Source organism: Streptomyces sp. NBC_01216 (assembly GCF_035994945.1).
Taxonomy (GTDB): Bacteria; Actinomycetota; Actinomycetes; order Streptomycetales; family Streptomycetaceae; genus Streptomyces.
In genome coordinates this window covers 1,644,844-1,668,399 of the sequence record NZ_CP108677.1, presented here as the reverse complement: position 1 = coordinate 1,668,399, position 23,556 = coordinate 1,644,844, and the positions used below count along the sequence as shown (strand labels likewise).

General features: G+C 71.7%; 16 protein-coding genes and 1 riboswitch. Of the genes, 14 read left to right on the top strand and 2 right to left on the bottom strand.

Annotation, left to right across the window (positions count from 1 at the left end; translation table 11 throughout):
• The first annotated feature begins 59 nt into the window (after positions 1-59).
• From OG393_RS06985 to OG393_RS06950, 8 genes are all read left to right on the top strand, one after another.
• Positions 60-1,490: a DUF4192 domain-containing protein gene (locus OG393_RS06985; RefSeq protein ID WP_327373758.1), complete on the top strand. Its 1,431-nt coding sequence runs from the start codon at positions 60-62 to the stop codon at positions 1,488-1,490.
• A 115-nt stretch (positions 1,491-1,605) separates the two neighbouring features.
• On the top strand, positions 1,606-3,654 hold the full coding sequence (locus tag OG393_RS06980) for a glycogen debranching N-terminal domain-containing protein (protein ID WP_327373757.1): 2,049 nt from the start codon (positions 1,606-1,608) through the stop codon (positions 3,652-3,654).
• A gap of 109 nt (positions 3,655-3,763) precedes the next feature.
• Positions 3,764-4,534, top strand: coding sequence for an NUDIX hydrolase (locus OG393_RS06975; RefSeq protein ID WP_327373756.1), 771 nt, complete (start codon positions 3,764-3,766; stop codon positions 4,532-4,534).
• A gap of 316 nt (positions 4,535-4,850) precedes the next feature.
• Positions 4,851-6,638, top strand: coding sequence for an ATP-binding cassette domain-containing protein (locus OG393_RS06970; protein WP_327373755.1), 1,788 nt, complete (start codon positions 4,851-4,853; stop codon positions 6,636-6,638).
• Positions 6,639-6,799: 161 nt separating this feature from the next.
• Entirely contained in the window at positions 6,800-7,687 is an 888-nt protein-coding gene (locus tag OG393_RS06965) for a FadR/GntR family transcriptional regulator (protein ID WP_327373754.1), read from the top strand.
• Positions 7,688-8,063: 376 nt separating this feature from the next.
• Entirely contained in the window at positions 8,064-9,605 is a 1,542-nt protein-coding gene (locus OG393_RS06960) for an RNA polymerase sigma factor (protein ID WP_327373753.1), read from the top strand.
• A 229-nt stretch (positions 9,606-9,834) separates the two neighbouring features.
• Positions 9,835-10,008, top strand: coding sequence for a hypothetical protein (locus OG393_RS06955; RefSeq protein ID WP_327373751.1), 174 nt, complete (start codon positions 9,835-9,837; stop codon positions 10,006-10,008).
• A 29-nt stretch (positions 10,009-10,037) separates the two neighbouring features.
• A complete protein-coding gene (locus OG393_RS06950) occupies positions 10,038-10,895 on the top strand; it encodes a S1 family serine peptidase (protein WP_327373750.1) in 858 nt (285 codons plus the stop codon).
• A gap of 201 nt (positions 10,896-11,096) precedes the next feature.
• Here OG393_RS06950 and OG393_RS06945 read toward each other — a convergent pair whose 3' ends face one another.
• Positions 11,097-11,327: a DUF7455 domain-containing protein gene (locus OG393_RS06945; protein WP_137992866.1), complete on the bottom strand. Its 231-nt coding sequence runs from the start codon at positions 11,325-11,327 to the stop codon at positions 11,097-11,099.
• Between the two features lie 432 nt (positions 11,328-11,759).
• Here OG393_RS06945 and OG393_RS06940 point away from each other — a divergent pair, with 432 nt between their 5' ends.
• The 4 genes from OG393_RS06940 (at position 11,760) to OG393_RS06925 (ending at position 17,510) form a co-directional block, all read left to right on the top strand.
• A complete protein-coding gene (locus tag OG393_RS06940) occupies positions 11,760-13,877 on the top strand; it encodes a DNA gyrase/topoisomerase IV subunit B (RefSeq protein WP_327373749.1) in 2,118 nt (705 codons plus the stop codon).
• 227 nt (positions 13,878-14,104) lie between these two features.
• The gene (locus OG393_RS06935; RefSeq protein WP_327373748.1) at positions 14,105-14,656 is read left to right on the top strand and encodes a DUF485 domain-containing protein; all 552 of its coding nucleotides are present in this window, start codon (positions 14,105-14,107) and stop codon (positions 14,654-14,656) included.
• Positions 14,653-16,251, top strand: coding sequence for a solute symporter family protein (locus OG393_RS06930; RefSeq protein ID WP_327373747.1), 1,599 nt, complete (start codon positions 14,653-14,655; stop codon positions 16,249-16,251). Before OG393_RS06935 ends, OG393_RS06930 begins: the two co-directional genes overlap by 4 nt.
• Positions 16,252-16,409: 158 nt before the next feature.
• The gene (locus tag OG393_RS06925) at positions 16,410-17,510 is read left to right on the top strand and encodes a CobW family GTP-binding protein (protein ID WP_327373746.1); all 1,101 of its coding nucleotides are present in this window, start codon (positions 16,410-16,412) and stop codon (positions 17,508-17,510) included.
• A gap of 242 nt (positions 17,511-17,752) precedes the next feature.
• Here OG393_RS06925 and OG393_RS06920 read toward each other — a convergent pair whose 3' ends face one another.
• A complete protein-coding gene (locus tag OG393_RS06920; RefSeq protein WP_327373745.1) occupies positions 17,753-20,209 on the bottom strand; it encodes a DNA gyrase/topoisomerase IV subunit A in 2,457 nt (818 codons plus the stop codon).
• Positions 20,210-20,432: 223 nt separating this feature from the next.
• Between OG393_RS06920 and OG393_RS06915 the strand changes: the two genes are divergently transcribed.
• Positions 20,433-21,779 carry a M16 family metallopeptidase gene (locus OG393_RS06915; RefSeq protein WP_327373744.1) on the top strand — a complete coding sequence of 449 codons (1,347 nt, stop codon included), beginning with the start codon at positions 20,433-20,435 and terminating at the stop codon, positions 21,777-21,779.
• A gap of 26 nt (positions 21,780-21,805) precedes the next feature.
• The gene (locus OG393_RS06910) at positions 21,806-23,173 is read left to right on the top strand and encodes a M16 family metallopeptidase (RefSeq protein WP_327378334.1); all 1,368 of its coding nucleotides are present in this window, start codon (positions 21,806-21,808) and stop codon (positions 23,171-23,173) included.
• A gap of 212 nt (positions 23,174-23,385) precedes the next feature.
• Positions 23,386-23,551: riboswitch (cyclic di-AMP (ydaO/yuaA leader) on the top strand.
• Positions 23,552-23,556 lie beyond the last annotated feature (5 nt).

The following is a 23,556-nucleotide window of genomic DNA, read 5'->3' as shown; positions in this document are numbered from 1 at the left end:
GCGCGGGAGTTATCCACAGGGGTTTCGCACGCGGAGGTGTCCGCGAGACCGTCGTGACCATGAACACGAACCGGCATGATTCCCGTGTAACGCCCCAAACGCATCAGATCACCCTGCGCGGACCCGCCGAACTGGCCGACGCCCTGCCCTTCATGCTGGGATTCCACCCCAGCGACTCCGTGGTGCTCGTCGCGCTCCACGGCGAGCAGGGCCGTTTCGGCGGCCGGGTCAGGCTGGGCATCCCGGACTCGCCGGAGGAATGGCCCGCCACGGCGGAGCACCTCGCCGTGAGCCTGGTCGAGGGAAGCGCCCTCAGCGGCGGCGCCCGGCCGGACGGCATCGTCGTCTTCCTCTGCCAGGACCCCGCTCCCGGCGAGACGGGCCGTCGGGTGACGGAACGCCTGCGCCCCTTCGCGCAGCGCCTCCGCACCGTGTGCGGTGCCCTCGACATCCCGGTCTACGAGGCCCTGTGCATCTCCGACGGCCTGTACTTCTCCTACTGCTGTCCCGACCCGCGCTGCTGCCCCGAGGACGGAACTCCCCTCGCGCTCACCGGCACCTCGGTGATGGCGGCGGCCGCCGCCTACGCCGGGATCCAGGTACGCGGCACCCTGCGGGAGATGCGGGCGAGGTTCCGGCCGTGCGACGCACCGGACGGCGCACGGCAGCGCACGGCCTTGGACGCCGCCGCCACCGTGCTCGTGCCCAAGATCCTCGACGATCCCGCCGGACAGGGCCGGCTGGAGGTCAGGGAAGCGACACTGACGCTGGCCGCGGAGGTGATGCGGCGCTTCGACGCCCCACCTGCGAGCGACCCGGCCACGGAAGCACCGGCACCGCGAGACTCGGCGTCCCAAGCGGTCCGGGGCCGGACAGGAACAGCACAGGCCGACGCGGTGGACGACCGGCTGCTGACCGCCGACGAGGCGGCCGCCCTGATCCTCGGCCTCCAGGACCGGGACACCCGGGACCGGGCCGCGGAATGGATGGAGGGCCGTGAGGGCGCCGCCGCGCTCCGTCTGTGGCGCGCGTTGGCCCGCCGCTGCGTCACCCCGTTCGAGGAGCACGCCGCCGCGCCACTGGCCCTGGCCGGCTGGGCGGCCTGGTCCACCGGGGACGAGCCGACCGCCCGCGTCGCCCTCGGCCTCGCGCTCGAAGCCGACCCCGCGTACCTCTTCGCACGCCTGCTGCACCAGGCATGCAACGAGGGACTCGACCCCGAGTCGCTCCGGCGCTGCCTGCGCGGTGAGCGTCGGACCCGGGAGGAGCCGGACACATCGGAACCGGCCGAAGCCCCCACCACGACCGAGCCTCCCGGCAGCGCGGAGGACCGGGCGGCACGTCGGCGGGCGGCGCGGCGGGCCGCGCGGCCGGGGGCGGCGAACAAGACCGGACCGAACGCCTGCAGCCGTCCGGGTACTCCGTCCGGGCCCCTCCGGGGTACCGGTACCCGCCGCGGTGGGCAACGCGGGACGAGGAGCGGGCGGTGACGCCCGTGACCCGGCCGCCCGTGCCGGCGTTCAGTTCTGTGGCGGAGCCGTACGGCCCGTGCCGCCGACGGCCCACCGGCCGTCCGGATCGCACAGAGAGCGCGGAACACCACCCATGGCCCTCAGCACCGCCCCGGCCTCCGGCCCCGTCCCCGGGCCCCCGCTCGCTCCGGGCGCCGCGGGCGCGCCGCGGGCGGGAGACCTGCCCGCCGTGCACCACGCGCTCCTCTGCGTCGCCCTGCCCGCGCTCACCGTCTGCGCCGAACACGGGCAGCTCACCGGCCACGGCCTCGAAGGCGTCTACGTCGCCGGAAGACGTCTCCTGTCACGTTGCGTCCTGCGGATCGCGGGCCGGGAGCCCCTCCCGCTCCAGGGCCGGACGGCCGCCGCTGACCGCGCCGTGTTCCTCGGCGTCCTGCGCACCGCCGCGGACGCCGGGCCCGACCCCGGTCTCACCGTCGAGCGCTCTCGCACGGCCGACGGAACCGAACGGATCGTCCTGCGCAGCTCGGCGGCCCGCCCGGTGCGCTTCCCCGTGGAAGTGGCCCTGGCGACGGATCTCGCGGATCTGGGGGCGGTGGCGGCGGGCATGCCCGGGACCGAGCTCGCGGCGAGCGTCCACGGCACCGGGATGCGCTGGACCACCGACGACGGAAGGTACGCGGCCGTCACCGCCGCACCGCCGCCCATGGACGCGCTGGCCGCGGCCGGACTGCTGCGCTGGGAGATCGAGTTGGCGCCCGGCGAGAGTCGCACCATCGAACTCCGGGTCAGGGGAGGCGCCCGGACGTCACGGCCCGTCGGCACCGGGACGTCCGTCACGTCCCGTCCCGGAGGCCAGGTCCTCGCCGAGGCGCGGGCCGAGGGCGACGACCCACGGGTCGGGGAGCTGCTGCGCGTCGCCCTCGACGATCTGCGTGCCCTGCTCCGGCGTGATGCCGTACGGTCCGCCGACGTCCATCTCGCCGCCGGGGTGCCCTGGCGCTGCGGCCCGGCCGGCGCCGAGACCCTCTGGGCCGCGCGCATGACCCTGCCTCTCGGTACCCGGCTGGCCGTCAGCACCCTCCGCGCGCTGGCCCGCACCCAGCTCGACGGGCCGGGACCCGATACGGGGCGCATTCCCGGCCCGCTCAGAGACGCGGGACCTCACCTCCCGCCTCGCTGCACCGGCATCGAGGCCACCCTCGCCTTCCCGACGGTGCTGGCGGAGGCGAGGCGCTGGGGCCTTCCGGAGCAGGACCTCGCGGAGCTGCTCCCCAGCGCCGAACGTTGTCTGCGCTGGCTCCGTGCCGCCGGCGGGCCGGGCGCCATGGTCCCGGACCCGTGCCCCGCCGGCCCCTGGAGGGCCGAGACGCAGGCCCACGCCCACCGGGCAGCCGTCCTCGGCGCCGACCTGCTCGACGCCTGCGGCCGCCCGGGAGGAGAGGAGCTCCTCGCCTTCGCCCACACTCAGCGCGCCCGGTTCCGTGAGCGGTTCTGGCTCGACGATCCCTCCGGTGGCCGGCCCGTCGTGGCCCGGACACCGGACGGGGCGCCCCGGCACCTGCTCGGAGGCTGGGCGGCCCATCTCCTCGACACCGGCCTCCTGGGCGGAGGCCGGTACGCGCCCGGCCTCCTGGACGCGGCCGGAACCGACCAGCTGGCACGGTTGCTCGGCTCGCCGGCGCTGGACTCCGGATGGGGCCTGCGGAGCCTCGGTGCCGCCGAACCCGGATACAACCCCTTCGGGCACCGCGCCGGTGCTGTGCGGGTCCACGAGACGGCGGTCGCCGTCGCCGGGCTCGCCGCGGCGGGGCACGAGAGGGGAGCACAGTTCCTCACGCGCGGGCTGCTCGACGCTGCCGAGTCGTTCGGCTACCGGCTCCCGGAGATGTACGCGGGGGAGCAGCGCACGGGCGGAGGGGTCCCGGTGCCGCACCCGGCCGCCTGCCGTCCCGCCGCCGTGGCGGCGGCTGCGGCGGTCCAGCTGCTGACGGCACTCGCCGGCGTCCGGCCGGACGCCCCGGGAGGAACCATCGCCCTGAAGCCGCTGGGGTCGGCTCCCCTGGGCGCGGTGCGTCTGTCAGGGCTCACGGTCGCGGGAGAGCCGTTCGCGCTCCGCGTGAGCCGGCTGGGTCTGGGCATGGTGGAGGAGGCAGCCGAGGGCCTTCAGCTGGGAGGGTGAGCGCGTGGGCGCGTGTCACGTGCCGAGTTTCTTTCGGGGAGGAGAGCGGGGAGTGGTGGGTGTACCTGTGGGACGTGTTTATCGTCAGGAAGACGACTATGATCGCGGCATGTCTCCCTACGACCCGTCGGCCTTTCCTCCGTTTGCCGTCACCGTCGACCTGGTAGTGCTCACGGTGCGGGGTCCCGCGCTGTGCGCCCTGGTCGTGCGACGGGGGGAACCGCCCTTCCGGGGGCGGTGGGCGTTGCCGGGCGGATTCGTGCGCGACGACGAGGACCTCGGCGCCGCCGCGGCGCGCGAGCTGGTCGAGGAGACCGGGCTCTGCGTCCACGATCCCGCCGCGTCGGCGCCCGCGCCCGGCAACGGAGCCCATCTCGAACAGCTGGCGACCTATGGTGATCCGGGCCGTGACCCCCGGATGCGTGTGGTCAGCGTGGCGCACCTGGCGCTCTCGCCCGACCTGCCCGCGCCGCGCGCGGGCGGCGACGCGAACAGCGCGCGCTGGGCTCCTGTCGAGGAACTGCTGGGCACCGAGGAGGCTTCCGGAGGGGAGGGCGGAGGGCCGGAACCACTCGCCTTCGATCACGCCAGAATCCTCGCCGACGGAGTCGAGCGGGCCCGCTCCAAGATCGAATACTCCTCCTTGGCCACCGCTTTCTGCCCGACGGAGTTCACGGTGGGTGAGTTGAGGCGGGTGTACGAGGCGGTATGGGGTGTCGCCCTGGATCCGCGCAACTTCCACCGGAAGGTGACCGGCACCCCCGGTTTCCTCGTCCCGGCCGGCGGTACCACCACCCGTCAGGGTGGCCGCCCCGCCCAGTTGTTCAGGGCCGGCGGGGCGACCCTGCTCAACCCGCCCATGCTCCGGCCGGAGGTCTGACAAGTCCCGGGGTCCGGCAGGAGGCGGGCGGACGGCCGCCGTCCGCCCGCCGTTCCGTCCCTCCGCCCGCGCGTCGTCCTCCCGCCGACGTTGCCCGCCAGCCCGTCCTCCGCTCGCCAGGCCGCCTCCCGCCCCCGACGGCTGTTCGTCCCGTCACCTCTCGCCCTGTCGACGCCGCGGACGCGGGAGGCGGGGCCGCGGCCCGACCGAGGCGCCCCGGAAGCGGCAACCTGCACTAAAAGTCCGAAATTTGGCGTTATCTTGCTTCGCAAGCCGCCCTGCCGCGGAGCGGTCTCCTCTACCGCGAGGGATAGCGATGCTCCAGGCCATCGGACTCACCAGCAGCCCCCGTCGCGACCTGCCGCCCGTCGTGGACGATCTGACCTTCGAGGCGCGGCCGGGTCACGTGACCGCGCTGCTCGGCCCCGCCGGATCCGGCAAGACGACCATCCTGCGGCTGATGCTCGAGCTCGAACCGGGCCGTGGCGTGACCTACTTCCGGGGCCGCCCGCTCCATCGCGTCGCCCACCCGCCGGGCGAGGTCGGGGTCATGCTCGGCGATGTCGCCGGACATCCCTCACGCACGCTGCGCGGTCAGTTGCGGATGCTGTGTGCCGCCGCCGGGGTGCCGGTGTCCCAGGCCGACGAGATGCTGCGGGTCGTGGGCCTCACCGGCGTCCACGACCAGCGCATCGGGACCCTTCCGCTCGGGATGGACCGTCGACTCGGCCTCGCCTGCGCACTCTTGGGCGAACCGCACACGCTCCTGCTCGACGAGCCGGGAGCGGGTCTTTGTGCGCGGGAGAGCGACTGGCTCTACGCGCTGCTGCGCGGCCACGCGGAGGACGGCGGCACCGTCCTGTTCACCACCGAGGACGCCAGGACGGCCGCCCGTCACGCCGACCGTGTCGTCACCGTCGACCGTGGCCGTCTGGTGGCCGACCAGGACGCCGCCGACTTCGCCCGTACCCGGCTGCGGCCCCGGGTGGCCGTGCGCACGCCGCACGCCGCGCGACTGGCCTCCGTCCTGACCCGGGAGGCCCGCGCCGCCCGCCGCCCTGTCGAGGTCGTCGCCGAGAACGGGAACCGCCTCCGGATCTACGGCAGCGACTGCGCGACGATCGGCGAGACCGCCTTCCGGCACGGCGTGCTCATCCATCGCCTGGCCGACGAGGCCGGCGAAAGCGGCTCCGCCCCGGGGCCTGTCCCCGCCGAAACCGAGGCCGCCCGCGCCCGCCACACCGCCGGACCCACGCCGGAGGCGGTGCCGGGGCGCGTGTCCGGGGCTGTCTCCGGGGCGGACGTCGGGCGCGCGTCGCGACGGCGGCCCGCGCGTGCCCCGCTGCGCCCGCTCCGGTACGAGGTCCGTCGCCTGCTGGGCGTTCCCGGTACCTGGCTCGTCCTGGTGGCGACCGTCGGCCTCTCCGCGCTGATCGCGGTCCTGCTCGCACGGGGCGGCGGGACGCCTCTGCCCACCGCGCTGGCCGGATGGCCCGCGCTCTCGCCCCTCCCGCCCGCCGCACTCGGGGCCGGCCTGCTCGGCGCCTTCTCCTTCGGCGACGAGTACCGCTATCCCGCCCTCACCACGGGTCGCGGCACCGTCCCCCGCCGCCTCGGCCTGCTGCTCGCCAAACTGACGGTCGCCGCCGCGGCCGGCCTCTTCCTGGCCGTGGTCGTCGTGGTGGCGGACCTCGAGGTCCTCCGCCTCGTCTACGGCGGCGACTTGATCCCGGTTCCGGAAAACTGGCCGACTCTGTGCGCGAGTTGGCTGGGACTGCTGGTCGGGTGTGCCTGGGCGGGGGTGCTCGGAGCCGGGGTGTTCCGGGCGGCGGCGGCCGGCGTCGCCGCGGTGCTCGCCGTGCCGATCGTGCTCGTACCCCTGCTGGGGAAGGTCGTCTCGGGCCCTTCGGTCCGTCCGGTGGCCGGGCTGCCCGGCCGACTGAGGGAGTTCGCCAGGATCACCTGGCCGTCCGCCGTGGACCGCTGGCTCGAAGGCGCGGTGCGCGTCCTCGTCCAGCCCGTGGGAGTGGCGCTGGCGCTCGCGTTGACGACGCTTCTCTTCGCCTATCTGTTCACGGGACTGAGCCGCAAGGCGCGTTGGTGATCACTCCCGGGTCGAAACTGTCTGCCCGGCCGACAACCCTCTTGAAAATAGCCCGCAATGCCCGATCAATCGTCAATTGTGTAGGGGGTGCCGATCACCCTTTCGTGTGCTTTTCACCAAAGACCTCAAGGGTGACGAGAGCTGCGCCGACAAAGGATGACGTGAGTACCCTTGCGCGCACCATGATGTCCTCCGCCCGCCCCGTCGACTCCGGTCTCGGCGCCCCGGGTGATCTCGATCGCTACCCCTACGCGGAGGCGCCCGTCGCCGATCGCGTGGGTCCCCCCTCTTGGGAAGGGGTGGAGACGGACCTCGGCCGGGTGGGCCGCCGCACCGCCGGCAGTCGCGGCCGCGGGCTGCACGGCCAGCTCGTCCAGCAACTGGGGCAGATGATCGTCTCCGGCGATCTGGGCGCCGACCGCCCGCTGGTCCCCGAGGAGATCGGCCAGCGCTTCGAGGTCTCCCGTACCGTCGTGCGCGAGTCGCTGCGCGTCCTGGAGGCCAAGGGTCTCGTCAGTGCCCGCCCCAACGTCGGTACCCGTGTCAGGCCCGTCAGCGACTGGAACCTCCTGGACCCCGACATCATCGAATGGCGCGCGTTCGGGCCTCAGCGCGACGACCAGCGTCGTGAGCTGAACCAGCTGCGCTGGACGATCGAGCCCCTCGCCGCCCGGCTCGCCGCCGGACACGGCCGCGAGGACGTCCAGCAGCGACTGTCCGACATGGTCGAGATCATGGGGCACGCCTTCGCCCAGGGCGACGGCATCACTTTCTCCCGCGCGGACGCCGAGTTCCACTCCCTGCTCATCCAGCTCGCCGGCAATCGCATGCTGGAGCACCTCGCCGGCATCGTCGCCGCCGCACTCCAGGTCTCCGGCGGTCCCGTCACCGGCTGTGACCGTCCAGGCGAGTCCTGCATCGTGCACCACGCGCGGATCGTGGACGCCCTGGCAGCCGGGGACGCCGTGGCCGCCGAGACGGCCATGCGGCAGCTTCTCACCGTCCATCCGGACGTGGAGCGCGTCGTTCCCGCTCCGCGCGAGCACTGACCCGCGGGTCGTGGCCGGGAGTACGCCGCCGGCGGCCTCGCGCGCTGCCGGACTCGTGGGGATCCCGGGGATCGGGGCGCGTCCCCCGGGGCGGCACGCGCTTCGGCGGCTCTCATGTGCAACCATTTACCCGTCTGTGTAGATGTGTCGCATATGGGGTGTGACTCGGGCCACGTGGATTGGGCGTAACACTCCTCGGAGCCGTGCGATGACTTAAGAGGTACGACCGAGGAAGGAATACGGCAGCCGCCCCAGGCGCTGTGCAGTTCCCCGGTCCAGCCCGCGCCGTCGGTACATTCCCCTCCGACGGTCGTCGGCTCCGGCCCGATCATGGGCGGGGCCGGAAGCCGTTTTCCATCGTTCCGAGAGGTTGTTCGTGTCGGCCAGCACATCCCGTACGCTCCCGCCGGAGATCGCCGAGTCCGAGTCTGTGATGGCGCTCATCGAGCGGGGAAAGGCTGATGGGCAGATCGCCGGCGATGACGTGCGTCGGGCCTTCGAGGCTGACCAGATTCCGCCAACCCAGTGGAAGAATGTTCTGCGCAGCCTCAACCAGATCCTCGAGGAAGAGGGTGTGACGCTGATGGTCAGTGCAGCGGAGTCGCCGAAGCGCGCCCGCAAGAGCGTCGCAGCGAAGAGCCCGGCCAAGCGCACCGCCACCAAGACCGTCACCGCCAGGACGACCGTGACGAAGGCCGTCTCGGCCGCGTCGGCGACGGCGGAGGGCGTGGACCCGGCCGACGAGGCCGCGGCCCCCGCCAAGAAGGCGGCCGCGAAGAAGACCGCCGTCAAGAAGACGGCGGCCAAGAAGACCGTCGCCAAGAAGGCGGTGGCGAAGAAGGCCACGTCCAAGAAGGACGCCGACGAGGCCGTCGAGGGCGAGGAGCTCGTCGACGACGCCGCGCCCGGCAAGGGTGAAGAGGAAGAGACCGAAGGCGAGGCCAAGGGCTTCGTCCTGTCCGACGAGGACGAGGACGACGCTCCCGCGCAGCAGGTCGCCGTCGCCGGTGCCACCGCCGACCCGGTCAAGGACTACCTCAAGCAGATCGGCAAGGTCCCCCTGCTCAACGCGGAGCAGGAGGTCGAGCTCGCCAAGCGCATCGAGGCCGGCCTGTTCGCCGAGGACAAGCTAGCGAACTCCGACAAGCTCGCTCCCAAGCTCAAGCGCGAGCTGGAGATCATCGCGGAGGACGGCCGCCGCGCCAAGAACCACCTGCTGGAGGCCAACCTCCGTCTGGTGGTCTCGCTGGCCAAGCGCTACACCGGCCGCGGCATGCTCTTCCTGGACCTGATCCAGGAGGGCAACCTGGGTCTCATCCGCGCCGTCGAGAAGTTCGACTACACCAAGGGTTACAAGTTCTCGACGTACGCCACCTGGTGGATCCGTCAGGCGATCACCCGCGCCATGGCCGACCAGGCCCGCACCATCCGTATCCCGGTGCACATGGTCGAGGTCATCAACAAGCTCGCCCGTGTGCAGCGCCAGATGCTCCAGGACCTGGGCCGCGAGCCCACCCCGGAGGAGCTGGCCAAGGAACTCGACATGACCCCGGAGAAGGTCATCGAGGTCCAGAAGTACGGCCGCGAGCCGATTTCCCTCCACACCCCGCTGGGTGAGGACGGCGACAGCGAGTTCGGTGACCTGATCGAGGACTCCGAGGCCGTCGTTCCGGCCGACGCGGTGAGCTTCACGCTTCTGCAGGAGCAGCTGCACTCGGTCCTCGACACCCTCTCGGAGCGCGAGGCCGGCGTGGTCTCGATGCGCTTCGGTCTCACCGACGGCCAGCCGAAGACGCTGGACGAGATCGGCAAGGTCTACGGCGTGACGCGCGAGCGGATCCGTCAGATCGAGTCCAAGACGATGTCGAAGCTGCGTCACCCGTCGCGTTCGCAGGTGCTGCGCGACTACCTCGACTAGTCGGAAGGTATGAACGGCCGGTGCCCCGGCGGGCGGTATCCAGGGGCACGGTGCGACGCGTGACGGCGTCGCCGAGGCCGTGAGCGGGAGAAATGGAACGCTCGGCCGGGTTCTCCGGCCGGGCGTTCTGTGTGGGCGGCCGGTTCGGCTGATCTCGCCAGGGGCTCCCGTCGACCGGCGTGGCGCACTTCTCCGTCGCCGGGCACCCCGGCCGCCGGGGTGCCCGGCGGTGCCCTCCACGGAGGTCTCTTCGGGCCGTGAGGCCCTGGCCGCCTTCGTCTCCGTGGGCGTGCCCCTCGGGCGGACCGGCGAGGAGGCCCGGGGCGGCAGGAACGGGAGCCGCGAGACCGCCGGGCGCGGCCTGGGGGTGCACGGAGAGAGCGGCTGGACCACGCTGAGTTGACGGACCGTACCGGAGAGTCAGGAGGCTCTATGCGTCGTCCCCTCGCCCTCGCAGTGATCGCTGCGCTGGGCCTCGTCACGGCGGCGGGGCCGCCCGCCACCGCCGCACCCGCGCTCGCCGGCGGCGTCGTCGTCGGCGGCCAGCCCGTCCGGATCGAAGAGGTGCCCTGGGTCGTGGCGCTCTCCAGTCGTGACCGGTTCGGACGTACGCGCGCGGGCCAGTTCTGCGGTGGCGTGGTCGTGGCGCCCACGCGGGTGCTCACCGCGGCCCACTGCCTCGGCCGTGAGGTGCTCGGCGGCGAGCCGTCCCGGCTTCCCGACTTCAAGGTGATCGCGGGCCGGAGTTCGCTGCGCGGACAGGAAGGCCAGGAGATCCGGATCTCGGACACCTGGATCAACCCGGACTACGACCCGAGGAGCAACTCCGGAGACCTCGCCGTGCTGACCCTCGCGACCCCGCTGCCGGAGTCGTACGTGATCGGGGTCGCGAGCCGTGGCGACGCGGCCGAGAGCCCCGGTACGGAGGCGGATGTCTACGGCTGGGGTGACGTGGACGGCAGGGGCAGCTACGCCTCGGCACTGCGTACGGCGCGGGTCCAGGTGCTGTCGGACGCGTCCTGTGAACGGGCGTATCCGGGTGGATTCGGCGCACGGTACGAGGCCGCGACCATGCTTTGCGCGGGAGACCCACGGGGAGGCAGGGACGCCTGCCAAGGCGACAGCGGCGGGCCGCTGGTTGCGCACGGCCGACTGATCGGCCTGGTGTCCTGGGGCAGTGGTTGTGGACAGGCCGAGAATCCGGGCGTGTACACCCGGGTCTCCGCCGTCCTTCCGTCCGTGCCGGCCGGCGGAGAGCCTGTCGGTCGAAGGTCACCCGACGGGCTCTGAGCCGGCGTCCCACCGCTGGTGGCGTGAAACGCCGCTCCCGGCCGGTGCCGGGCGGCGGGGCTGGGTGACCGGACTACCGGGCCGGTGTGCCCGGGAGCGACGGCGCGGTGCGAGAACGGGCGGCCGCCCCCCTTGACTGCGGGGACGACCGCCCGTCGTCCGGTCAGCGACCGGCCCATGGCTCGTCGTGGCTGCGAGGCGTCAGCGGTCCTCGTCTACTGCCTTGGCCGGCACGTCGGTGAGCCGGTCCGTCTCATCCTGTATTTCCGCGGCGATCTTCTTGAGTTCCGGCTCGAACTTGCGCCCGTGATGCGCGCAGAAGAGCAAGTCACCACCGCTGGTCAGGACGACGCGCAGGTACGCCTGGGCGCCGCAGCGGTCGCAGCGGTCAGCGGCCGTCAGGGGGCTCGCGGGGGTCAGAACAGTAGTCACGTCGCCTCTTCTCTAGCTCGACGAGCTGTCGTACCAGGGTCAACATCCAACCAGGCCGAAAACGTTCCCGCTCGTGGCTTTTCCTTGAAACTTCCTACCAAGGTGGCTGTCTGCTGCCGGTTGGCGGCGAATGAGCCGTATTGCGTCGCTCTACGGATTTCGCGTTGCTTGGGTCGGTTCGTCCTCCCGGCTGGGTTGCCGGTTGTTCATGAGGACGTGCCCGGAGCCTAAATGGTTCATGCCTGGAAGGGAACGTGATGTTCGCGTCACCCCTTCGAGGGATCGAACATCCATACGACCCTGGACTAGCATGAGAATTCAGGAGGGTGGCGTGGCAACGGCTCTACCAGGCATCGGTACCCTCTGAACCGGTGACCGACGCCGAGCCTTACCCACCGGGCCAGATTTCAAATTCAGCGAGGAGCGAACCGCGTGACCGCCGAAACGTCCGTGCCGTCGAGTGCGCTGCTGACCGCAGACCGTGACGGTTCCAACTACACCGCGCGGCACCTGCTCGTACTCGAAGGGCTCGAAGCGGTTCGCAAACGCCCTGGCATGTACATCGGGTCCACCGACAGTCGCGGCCTGATGCACTGCATCTGGGAGATCATCGACAACTCCGTCGACGAGGCCCTCGGCGGCTTCTGTGACCGGATCAACGTGATCCTCCACGAGGACGGGTCCGTCGAGGTCCAGGACAACGGCCGTGGCATCCCGGTGGACGTCGAGCCCAAGACCGGGCTCTCCGGGGTCGAGGTCGTCATGACCAAGCTGCACGCCGGCGGGAAGTTCGGCGGCGGCTCCTACGCCGCCTCCGGCGGCCTGCACGGCGTGGGCGCCTCCGTGGTGAACGCCCTTTCGGCCCGGCTGGACGTCGAGGTCGACCGCAACAGCGCCACCCACGCGATCAGCTTCCGCCGGGGCGTCCCCGGAATCTTCATCGAGCAGGGCCCCGACAGCCCCTTCGACCCCGGCAACGGTCTCCGCAAGGGCAAACGTGTTCCCAAGGCCCGCACCGGCACCCGTGTGCGCTACTGGGCCGACCGCCAGATCTTCCTCAAGGACGCCAAGCTCTCCCTGGAGACCCTCCACCAGCGCGCCCGCCAGACCGCCTTCCTCGTGCCCGGTCTGACCATCGTCGTCCGGGACGAGCGGGACCTGGACGGCGTGGGCAAGAGCGAGGAGACCTTCCGCTTCGACGGCGGCATCAGCGAGTTCTGTGAGTTCCTGGCACAGGACAAGGCGGTCTGCGACGTCCAGCGGCTGACCGGCACGGGTACCTTCAAGGAGACCGTCCCGGTCCTCGACGACCTGGGGCACATGACCCCGACCGAGGTCACCCGGGAACTGGGCGTGGACATCGCGCTGCGCTGGGGCACCGGATACGACACGATGCTCAAGTCCTTCGTGAACATCATCGCCACCCCCAAGGGCGGTACCCACGTCTCCGGCTTCGAGCAGGCCGTCACCAAGACCGTGAACGAGGTCCTGCGCTCTGCCAAGCTGCTGCGCGTCGCCGAGGACGACATCGTCAAGGACGACGCCCTGGAGGGGCTCACCGCTGTCGTGACCGTCCGGCTGGCCGAGCCGCAGTTCGAAGGCCAGACCAAGGAGGTGCTCGGCACCTCCGCGGCCCGCCGGATCGTCGCCAACGTGGTCGCCAAGGAGCTGAAGGGCTTCCTGACGTCCACCCGTCGCGACGACAAGGCCCAGGCCCGCGCGGTCCTGGAGAAGGCCGTGGCCGCCGCACGGACCCGTATCGCGGCCCGCCAGCACAAGGACGCGCAGCGCCGGAAGACCGCGCTGGAGTCCTCCTCGCTGCCGGCCAAGCTCGCCGACTGCCGCAGCGACGACGTGGGGCGCAGCGAGCTCTTCATCGTCGAGGGGGACTCGGCGCTCGGCACCGCCAAGCTCGCCCGGAACAGTGAGTTCCAGGCGCTGCTGCCGATCCGGGGCAAGATCCTCAACGTCCAGAAGTCCTCCGTCTCGGACATGCTCAAGAACGTCGAGTGCGGGGCGATCATCCAGGTCATAGGAGCGGGCTCGGGCCGGACCTTCGACATCGACGCGGCGCGGTACGGAAAGGTCATCATGATGACCGACGCCGACGTCGACGGTTCCCACATCCGCACCCTGCTGCTGACCCTTTTCCAGCGCTACATGCGGCCCATGGTCGAGGCCGGCCGGGTCTTCGCGGCCGTGCCGCCGCTGCACCGCATCGAACTCGTCCAGCCCAAGCGCGGCCAGGACAAGTACGTGTACACCTACTCGGACAGCGAGCTGCGCCAGACCCTGCTCGAGTACCAGCGCAAGGGCATCCGCTACAAGGACGCCATCCAGCGCTACAAGGGACTCGGCGAGATGGACGCCGACCAGCTGGCGGAGACGACGATGGACCCGCGCCACCGCACCCTGCGCCGGATCAACATCGGCGACCTGGAGTCCTCGGAGCAGGTCTTCGACCTGCTCATGGGCAACGACGTGGCCCCGCGCAAGGAGTTCATCACGAGCTCGGCGGCGACCCTGGACCGCTCACGCATCGACGCCTGACGCCACCCCCCCCGGGCCGCGACGGCGGCCCGGCGCGGGAGGCGCGCGGACCGGCGCCGCGCACGCGTGCGCGCCCGGACCTCCGCGCGGGCCCGTCGGTCCGGGCGGGGCCATGCCTCCGTCACCTGATGGGGTGAAGTGGGGGAGGAGGAGAGTCCGGGATCTTCCTGCTCTGTCCATCCTTGTGCACGCGGCCGAAACGGTTCGCTGACAAGGAGAGTTCACCGGTGGAGAAGCAGGAGGGGCCCGGCGCCCCCGCGGTGCGGTTCGACGACCCCTGGTACGACGCCCTGGCCTCCGGCTGGGGCGAGCCGGCCGACGACGCCGAACCGACGGGCTCGGCGGTCACGGGCGGCCCGGCGGGGCGCGCCGCGCCGGGAGACCGGTACGGGGCGCCGGACGCCCGCTCCGGAACGCCCGGCGCTGTGGCGAGCCCGCGGCGGGCTCCCCACGACGCCGCCGACATCTACCGGGAGGTCCAGCGCAGCCCGGCGTTCCGGGAGGTCCGCGGCAGCTACCGGCGCTTCGTGGTTCCGGCGAGCCTCGCCTTCCTGCTCTGGTACCTGGCCTACGTCGTCGCGGCGACCGCCGCGCCGGGGCTGATGGCCCGGCCGGTCGTCGGAGCGGTGAACGTGGCGATGGTCGCCGGTCTCGGCCAGTTCCTCACCACCTTTCTTCTGACCTGGGCCTACGCCCGGCACGCCCGCCTGCACCGGGACGGGGCGGCGCTGGAACTGCGCTGGGACACCCAGGAGATGACCCGGGGGTTCCAGCGTTGACCGGCGACCACCAGACCCTGGCGCTGCTGCTCTTCAGCGCCTTCGTCGCGGTGACCCTGGGGATCACGACCTGGGTGAGCCGCGACCGGCACGGCTCGGCGGAGGAGTTCTACGCCGGCGGCCGGCTGTTCTCCCCGATGGAGAACGGCTTCGCCATCGCGGGGGATTACATGTCCGCCGCCTCCTTCCTCGGCATCTCCGGCCTGATCGCGCTCTTCGGCTACGACGGCATGCTGTACTCCGTCGGCTTCCTGGTCGCCTGGCTCGTCGTGTTGCTGTTGGTCGCCGAACTGGTGCGCAACTGCGGCCGCTTCACGCTCGCCGATGTCGTCGCCTCGCGGATGGCAGAGCGCCCGGTGCGGATCGCCCTGGGCTCCTCCTCGGTCACCGTCTCCGTGCTCTACCTGGTTGCCCAGATGGTCGGCGCCGGAAGTCTGGTCGCCCTCCTCCTGGGCGGTACGAGCGAGTCCGCCCGTTCCTGGACCGTGATCGGCGTCGGTGCGCTGATGGTGGTCTACGTGACCCTGGGCGGAATGCGCGCCACCACATGGATCCAGATCGTCAAAGCCGTCCTCCTCATGGCCGGTACGATCGCGCTCACCGTGCTCGTCCTGCTTCGCTTCCACGGTGACTTCGACCAGCTGCTCGTCACCGCCGCCGAACGCAGCGGCCACGGGGCGGACTTCCTCGGTCCGGGGCTGCGCTATGGCGGCGGCTGGACCGCGCGCCTCGACTTCATCAGCCTCGGCATCGCACTCGTCCTGGGCACCGCCGGTCTGCCGCACATCCTGTCGCGCTTCTACACCGTGCCGACCGCCCGCGCCGCCCGGCGCTCGGTCGTCTGGGCCATCGGCCTGATCGGCGGCTTCTACCTGATGACGATCGTCCTCGGCTTCGGGGCGGCGGCGATCATCGGCCCCGACGCCGTCCGCGCCTCCAACGCGGCGGGGAACACCGCCGTACCCCTGCTCGCCCTCGACCTCGGCGGGGGCGCCGGCTCGACCGGCGGCACCGTGCTCTTCGCCGTCGTCGCCGCGGTCGCCTTCGCGACCATCCTCGCCGTCGTCGCCGGCATCACGCTCGCCTCCTCGGCGTCGGTCGCCCACGACCTGTACGCCTCGCTGCGCCGCAGGGCCCCGCACGCCCGGCGGTACGGCGAAGTCGCGGTGGCCCGCGTCGCCGCCGCGGGAATCGGGGCGGTCGCGATCGGACTCGGCCTTCTCGCCCGCGACCTCAACGTGGCCTTCCTGGTCGGCCTCGCGTTCGCGGTCGCCGCCTCCGCCAACCTGCCCGCGCTGCTGTACTCGCTTTTCTGGCGGAGATTCACCACCCGGGGCGCGGTGTGGTCGGTGTACGGAGGGCTTGTCCCGGCGGTCCTGCTGGTGCTGCTCTCCCCGGTGGTCTCCGGCAGCCCGGACGCCCTCGTTCCGGGCGTCGACTTCCACGTCTTCCCCCTGCAGAACCCCGGTGTGGTCTCCATCCCGCTGGGCTTCCTCTCGGGCTGGCTCGGGACCGTCACCTCCCCCGAACCGCCGGACGAGGCCCGGTACGCGGAGACGGAGGTCCGCGCGCTCACGGGAGCCGGCGCGGTCTGAACCCGCTCACGGGCGGGCTCGCTCACGGCCCGGGGCGAGACGCCCGCCCGGTCGCCTGTCCCGGGTGGACCGGCCGTGAGCGGTGGAGCGGGCGGCCCCGGGGGGCGCCGCCCGGGGCGGTGCCTATCCTGGAGGCTTCGCCGAGCACCGGAGTTCCCTTGAGCACGCAGCAGATCCCCGTCATCGTCCTCTCCGGGTTCCTCGGTTCGGGCAAGACGACGCTGCTCAACCATCTGCTGCGCAGCGCCCGGGGGACCCGGATCGGAGTGATGGTCAACGACTTCGGGGACATCGGGATCGACGCCATGACCGTCGCCGGGCAGGTCGGGTCGACCGTCTCGCTCGGCAACGGCTGCATGTGCTGCGCCGTCGACGTGAGCGAACTGGACGCCTACCTGGACGTCCTCACCCGGCCCTCCTCCCGCCTCGACGTGATCGTCATCGAGGCGAGCGGGCTCGCCGAGCCGCAGGAGCTGGTGCGCATGGTGCTCGCCAGCGAGAACGGGCGGATCATGTACGGCGGTCTCGTCCAGGTCGTCGACGCCGCCGAGTTCTCCGCCACCCGTCAGCGGCACCCGGAGACCGACCGGCACCTCTCCCTCGCCGACCTCGTCGTCGTGAACAAGGCGGACCGGGTGGGCACACGGGAACTCGACGCCGTCCACGAGACGGTGGCCGCGCTGGCCGGCCGTGCCGCGGTGATCCGTGCCTCGCACGGCCGGGTCGATCCCGAGGTGCTCTTCGACCGGGTCGTCCCGGAGGGCGAGATCGACGGTCAGCTGTCCATCGAGGACCTGCTGTACGAGGACGATGACGGTGCCGGCGACGGACATCCGCACGCCCGCTACGAGACCCTGTCGGTCGCCACCGGCACCGCCCTGCACCCGCGGCGCCTGATGGCCTTCCTCGACTCCCGGCCCCGGGGCCTCTACCGGATCAAGGGCTTCGTCGACTTCGGTCCGGCCGATCCGACCAACCGCTACGCCGTCCACGCGGTCGGCCGCTTCCTGCGGTTCTTCCCCGAGCCCTGGCCCGACGGTGAGGAGAGGCTGACCCAGCTCGTCCTCATCGGCTCGGGTATCGACGTGCCGACCCTGCGCGAGGCGCTCACCGGCTGCGAGCTGGACGGCCCGGGGGACGTCCCCGACGAGCACGGCATGTGGGGCGTCCTGCGCTATGTACCGCGTTCGGAGGAGGCAGCGGAGGAGATCGACCCGGGTGCCGGGGCGGAGGACGGGCGCACGCCGGTCACCTCGTGACGGGGGTGGCCGCGTCGGCGAAGGAGCGGTGTGCCCTGGCCGGGGGTCTCCCTCCCGACCTCTCCGGTGGTCCCGGCCCTCGCCCCGCGGCCACCGGGCTGACGCGCATGGCGGCGGCGTCCCCGGGCCCCGACGCCCGGGGACGCCGCCGCCCCCTCCCCGCCTGACAGCGTGTGGGAAGGGGGCGTTCGTGTCGTGGCACCGCTCGTGCCGCGCCCGGCGAGCCTCGCCTGGTCGCGGCGTCAGCCGACCGGGCCGGCCACGGACGCGACCGCGCCGGTCGGCGGAGTACCCGAGCCGTCCCGGCGAGGGTCGACCTCCGGAAGGTCGACCGGTGTGCCGTTGCGCTGGGCGGCCCGCGCCGGAGCCGGACCGGACCAGGCCAGGGTGAGCAGGCCCTCGCCCTTCAGGAAGCGCTGGCAGCGGACGCCGCCCGTCGCACGGCCCTTGCGGGGGTACTGGTCGAAGGGGGTCAGCTTCCACGAGGTGCCGGTCGAGTCGTCCAGCGTGCCCGTGGAGCCCGCGACCGTGAACACGACCGCCTCGGCCGCCGGATCGACGGCGGCGAACGAGATCACCTCGACGCCGGCGCCGAGCTTGATGCCCGCCATGCCGCCCGCCGGACGTCCCTGGGGGCGTACCTGGGACGCCTGGTAGCGGAGCAACTGCGCATCTGAGGTGATGAACACCAGGTCCTCGTCCCCGGTGCGCAGCTCGGTCGCGCCGACGATCCGGTCACCCTCCTTGAGGGTGATGACCTCCAGCTCGTCCTTGTTCGCCGGATAGTCCGGTACCACCCGCTTGACCACACCCTGAAGTGTGCCCAGTGCCAGACCAGGTGAGGATTCGTCGAGGGTGGCCAGGCAGACCACCGTCTCGTCGTCCTCCAGGGTGAGGAACTCCGTCAGCGGAGCCCCGCCCGCGAGGTTGGGGGCCGAGGCGGTGTCCGGAAGCTGCGGCAGGTCGATGACCGAGAGCCGCAGCAGCCGGCCGGCCGAGGTCACGGCTCCGACCTCGCCGCGCTGGGTCGCCGGTACCGCCGAGACGATCACGTCGTGCTTGGCGCGTCTGCCGTCCTCCGCCGCGGGCACCTCCGCCGTCGCCGTACGGGCCAGCAGACCGGTCGAGGACAGGAGCACCCGGCACGGGTCGTCCGCGACCTGCAGCGCGACCGCCGCGACCGGCGCACCGGCCGACTCCAACAGGACCGTGCGGCGGTCGGTGCCGAACTTCTTCGACACCGCGGCCAGTTCGGCCGACACCAGCTTGCGCAGTTCGCTGTCCGACTCCAGGATGCCGGTCAGCTCGTCGATCTCGCCGTTGAGCCGGTCGCGCTCGGTCTCCAGCTCGATCCGGTCGAACTTGGTGAGCCGGCGCAGCGGGGTGTCCAGGATGTACTGGGTCTGGATCTCGCTCAACGAGAACCGCTCGATCAGGCGCTCCTTGGCCTGTGCGGAGTTCTCGCTGGAACGGATGAGGCGGATGACCTCGTCGATGTCGAGCAGCGCGACGAGCAGACCCTCGACCAGGTGCAGGCGGTCGCGCTTCTTGCCCCGGCGGAACTCGGAGCGGCGCCGGACCACCGAGAAGCGGTGGTCGAGGTACACCTCGAGGAGCTCCTTGAGCCCCAGTGTGAGCGGCTGGCCGTCGACCAGGGCCACGTTGTTGATACCGAAGGACTCCTCCATCGGCGTCAGCTTGTAGAGCTGCGCCAGGACCGCCTCGGGCACGAAGCCGTTCTTGACCTCGATGACCAGGCGCAGGCCGTGGGCCCGGTCGGTGAGGTCCTTGACGTCCGCGATGCCCTGGAGCTTCTTGGAGCCGACCAGGTCCTTGATCTTCGAGATGACCTTCTCGGGGCCGACCGTGAAGGGCAGTTCGGTGACGACGATGCCCTTGCGTCGGGCTGTCACGTTCTCCACCGTGGTGGTCGCGCGGATCTTGAAGGTGCCGCGGCCGTTCTCGTAGGCGTCCTTGATGCCGTTCAGCCCGACGATCCGGCCGCCGGTCGGCAGGTCGGGACCCGGCACGAAGCGCATCAGCGCTTCCAGATCGGCGTTCGGGTATCGGATCAGGTGGCGGGCGGCCGCGATCACCTCGCCGAGGTTGTGCGGGGGCATGTTCGTCGCCATGCCGACCGCGATCCCGGACGCGCCGTTGACCAGCAGGTTCGGGTACGCGGCGGGCAGTGCGACCGGCTCCCGCTCCTGGCCGTCGTAGTTCGGCGCGAAGTCGACGGTGTCCTCGTCGATCGACTCCGTCATCATGATGGCGGCGGCGGCCATCCGGGACTCGGTGTACCGCATGGCGGCCGGCGGGTCGTCGTTGCCGAGCGAACCGAAGTTGCCGTGGCCGTCGACCAGCGGGACGCGCATGGAGAACGGCTGGGCCATGCGGACCATGGCGTCGTAGATCGACGCGTCGCCGTGTGGGTGCAGCTTGCCCATGACCTCGCCGACGACGCGGGCGCACTTCACGTAGCCGCGGTCGGGACGCAGTCCCATCTCGTTCATCTGGTAGACGATGCGGCGTTGTACGGGCTTCATGCCGTCCCGCGCGTCGGGCAGCGCGCGGGAGTAGATCACCGAGTACGCGTACTCGAGGAAGGAGCCCTGCATCTCGTCGACGACGTCGATGTCGAGGATTCTCTCCTCGAACGCGTCGTCCGGCGGCGGTGTCTTCGTGCTGCGGCGGGCCATCGCGGCTGCGGCTCCTTCACCAACAAGGTTGATCTGACGCGGACCATTGTGGACCGTCCCGGTGACAACGCCGACCGCGACCCGGTAAAGGCCGGTGGTCGGGCGTACGCGAGCGCCCCGCCACCCGGAAGGGGGACGCCCGAACCTGGGGGAACTTCGCCAGGTGTCGGTGCGCTTGCATACAGTGGCAGGACTTTTCCATATCGCGATCGAAGGGACGTACATGCCCATGGGTCACACGGCCACAGCCGAGGCCGGCTCCGGCGGCCTGACAGCGACCGAGCACCGGTTGGCCAACGGCTTGCGCGTGGTGCTCTCCGAGGACCACCTGACCCCGGTCGCCGCGGTCTGCCTGTGGTACGACGTGGGCTCGCGCCACGAGGTGGCCGGCCGCACCGGCCTGGCCCACCTCTTCGAGCACCTGATGTTCCAGGGGTCGAAGCAGGTCCACGGCAACGGCCACTTCGAACTGGTGCAGGGCGCGGGCGGTTCGCTCAACGGCACGACGAGCTTCGAGCGCACCAACTACTTCGAGACCATGCCCACCCACCAGCTGGAGCTCGCGCTCTGGCTGGAGGCGGACCGCATGGGCTCGTTGCTCACCGCGCTGGACGACGCCTCCATGGAGAACCAGCGGGACGTGGTCAAGAACGAGCGCCGTCAGCGCTACGACAACGTCCCCTACGGCACCGCCTTCGAGCGGCTGACCGCCCTCGCCTATCCGGAGGGCCACCCGTACCACCACACGCCGATCGGCTCGATGGCCGACCTGGACGCGGCCACCCTCGAGGACGCCCGGAGCTTCTTCCGCACCTACTACGCTCCGAACAACGCCGTCCTGTCGGTCGTCGGGGACATCGATCCGGCGCAGACCCTCGCCTGGATCGAGAGGTACTTCGGCTCCATCCCGTCCCACGACGGCAAGCTGCCGCCGCGTGACGGGGCCCTGCCCGACGTCATCGGCGAGCAGTTGCGCGAGGTGGTCGAGGAGGAGGTGCCGGCCCGTGCGCTGATGGCCGCCTACCGGCTGCCGCACGACGGCACGCGTGAGTGCGACGCCGCCGACCTGGCCCTGACCGTCCTCGGAGGCGGCGAGTCCTCGCGGCTGCACAACCGTCTGGTCCGCCGGGACCGCACGGCGGTGGCGGCCGGCTTCGGACTGCTGCGGCTGGCCGGCGCCCCCTCGCTGGGCTGGCTGGACGTCAAGACCTCCGGCGGGGTCGAGGTGCCCGAGATCGAGGCGGCCGTCGACGAGGAGCTCGCCCGCTTCGCGGCCGAGGGCCCGACGCCGGAGGAGATGGAACGGGCCCAGGCCCAGCTGGAGCGCGAGTGGCTGGACCGCCTCGGCACCGTCGCCGGCCGGGCCGACGAACTGTGCCGCTTCGCGGTCCTGTTCGGTGACCCGCAGCTCGCCCTGACCGCGGTGAACCGGGTGCTGGACGTCACCGCCGAAGAGGTGCGGGCGGTCGCCCAGGCACGGCTGCGTCCGGACAACCGCGCGGTGCTGGTCTACGAGCCGGTCACCGCCGAGCAGAGCGACAGCGACGAGGAAGAGGGAGCGGACCAGTGACCGACACTGCCGCGTCTTTGACGAGCATGGAGTTCCACCCGCAGCCCCAGCCGGGCGACGCCCGCCCGTGGGCCTTCCCGGCCCCGGACCGCGGCGCGCTGGACAACGGTCTGACCGTGCTGCGCTGCCCGCGCCCCGGCCAGCAGGTGGTCGCCGTCGAGATCTTCCTCGACGCCCCGCTGGACGCCGAGCCGGAGGGTCTGGACGGGGTGGCCACGATCATGGCCCGTGCCCTGTCCGAAGGCACCGACAAGCACTCCGCCGAGGAGTTCGCCGCCGAGCTGGAGCGCTGCGGCGCCACCCTCGACGCGCATGCCGACCACCCCGGCGTGCGCGTCTCCCTCGAGGTTCCCGTCTCCCGGCTGCCCAAGGCGCTCGGTCTGGTCGCCGAGGCCCTGATCGCGCCGGCCTTCGTCGAGACCGAGATCGAGCGTCTGGTCCGCAACCGGCTCGACGAGATCCCGCACGAGACGGCGAACCCGGGGCGCCGGGCCGCCAAGCAACTCTCCCGGGAGCTCTTCCCGGCCGGCTCGCGCATGTCCCGGCCGCGGCAGGGCACGGAGGAGACCGTCGCCGCGATCGACGCCGCCGCGGTCCGCGCCTTCTACACGGCGTACGTGAGGCCCGCCACGGCCACCGCCGTGATCGTCGGCGACCTCACCGACGTGGACCTCGACAAGATCCTCGCCGAGACGCTGGGCGCCTGGACGGGCGACACGGCCGAGGCCCGCCCGATGCCGCCGATCACGGCCGACGACACGGGCCGCGTGGTCATCGTGGACCGCCCCGGAGCCGTCCAGACGCAGCTGCTGATCGGCCGCGTCGGCGCCGACCGGCACGACCGTGTGTGGCCGGCCCAGGTGCTCGGCACCTACTGCCTCGGCGGCACCCTCACCTCCCGCCTGGACCGTGTCCTGCGTGAGGAGAAGGGCTACACCTACGGCGTTCGTGCCTTCGGCCAGGTGCTGCGCTCCGACGGCGCGGGTCACGGTGCCTCGATGCTCGCCATCAGCGGATCCGTCGACACTCCCCACACCGGACCGGCGCTCGACGACCTGTGGCAGGTGCTGCGCACCCTGGCCGCCGACGGGCTGACGGACGCCGAGCGGGACGTGGCCGTGCAGAACCTGGTGGGCGTGGCGCCTCTCAAGTACGAGACGGCTGCCTCCGTCGCAGCGACGCTCGCGGACCAGGTCGAGCAGCACCTTCCGGACGATTTCCAGGCGCAGTTGTACGCGCGGCTCGCGGAGACGGGCACGGTCGAGGCGACGGCCGCGGTCGTCAGCGCCTTCCCGGTGGACCGCCTGGTCACCGTCCTGGTGGGTGACGCCGCCGAGATCGCGGAGCCGGTGCGCGCGCTCGGCATCGGTGAAGTGACGGTCGTCAGCGGCTGATTGGGGCGGCCGGGGCACCGGCATCCCGGGCGGGAGGACCTCGGCGCAGCGGTATGCCGGGGTCCTTCGCTATGTCCGAATTGCAGGATTGGGTGATCGTATGCCCTGTGGCATGTCTTACAAACAAGCGTGTCTGTTTGGTGATTGAAAGACGGTCCGCTTAGCTTCGATCCGGCTGTCCGCCCGTTGCACCCGTCGCACCCGCGGCAATCGGACAGCCATCGCCGAGTCCCCGTCAGGCGCGAGCCTGGGGAGCCGGGGACCCACGCGAAGTCCCTGGGGTGAATCGGACGCCTTCGCCGCCGTGCGGAGGGGCCCGTAGGAGACCTTCCTGCTCCGAACCCGTCAGCTAACCCGGTAGGCGAGAAGGAAGGAAAGGAATC

Bases quoted from the DNA above. Each gene is read 5' to 3' on its own strand.
- OG393_RS06910 (WP_327378334.1), top strand. From the start codon at position 21,806: ATGGAGTTCCACCCGCAGCCCCAGCCGGGCGACGCCCGCCCGTGGGCC.
- OG393_RS06985 (WP_327373758.1), top strand. From the start codon at position 60: ATGAACACGAACCGGCATGATTCCCGTGTAACGCCCCAAACGCATCAG.
- OG393_RS06915 (WP_327373744.1), top strand. From the start codon at position 20,433: ATGCCCATGGGTCACACGGCCACAGCCGAGGCCGGCTCCGGCGGCCTG.
- OG393_RS06970 (WP_327373755.1), top strand. From the start codon at position 4,851: ATGCTCCAGGCCATCGGACTCACCAGCAGCCCCCGTCGCGACCTGCCG.
- OG393_RS06920 (WP_327373745.1), bottom strand. From the start codon at position 20,209: ATGGCCCGCCGCAGCACGAAGACACCGCCGCCGGACGACGCGTTCGAG.
- OG393_RS06980 (WP_327373757.1), top strand. From the start codon at position 1,606: ATGGCCCTCAGCACCGCCCCGGCCTCCGGCCCCGTCCCCGGGCCCCCG.
- OG393_RS06950 (WP_327373750.1), top strand. From the start codon at position 10,038: ATGCGTCGTCCCCTCGCCCTCGCAGTGATCGCTGCGCTGGGCCTCGTC.
- OG393_RS06975 (WP_327373756.1), top strand. From the start codon at position 3,764: ATGTCTCCCTACGACCCGTCGGCCTTTCCTCCGTTTGCCGTCACCGTC.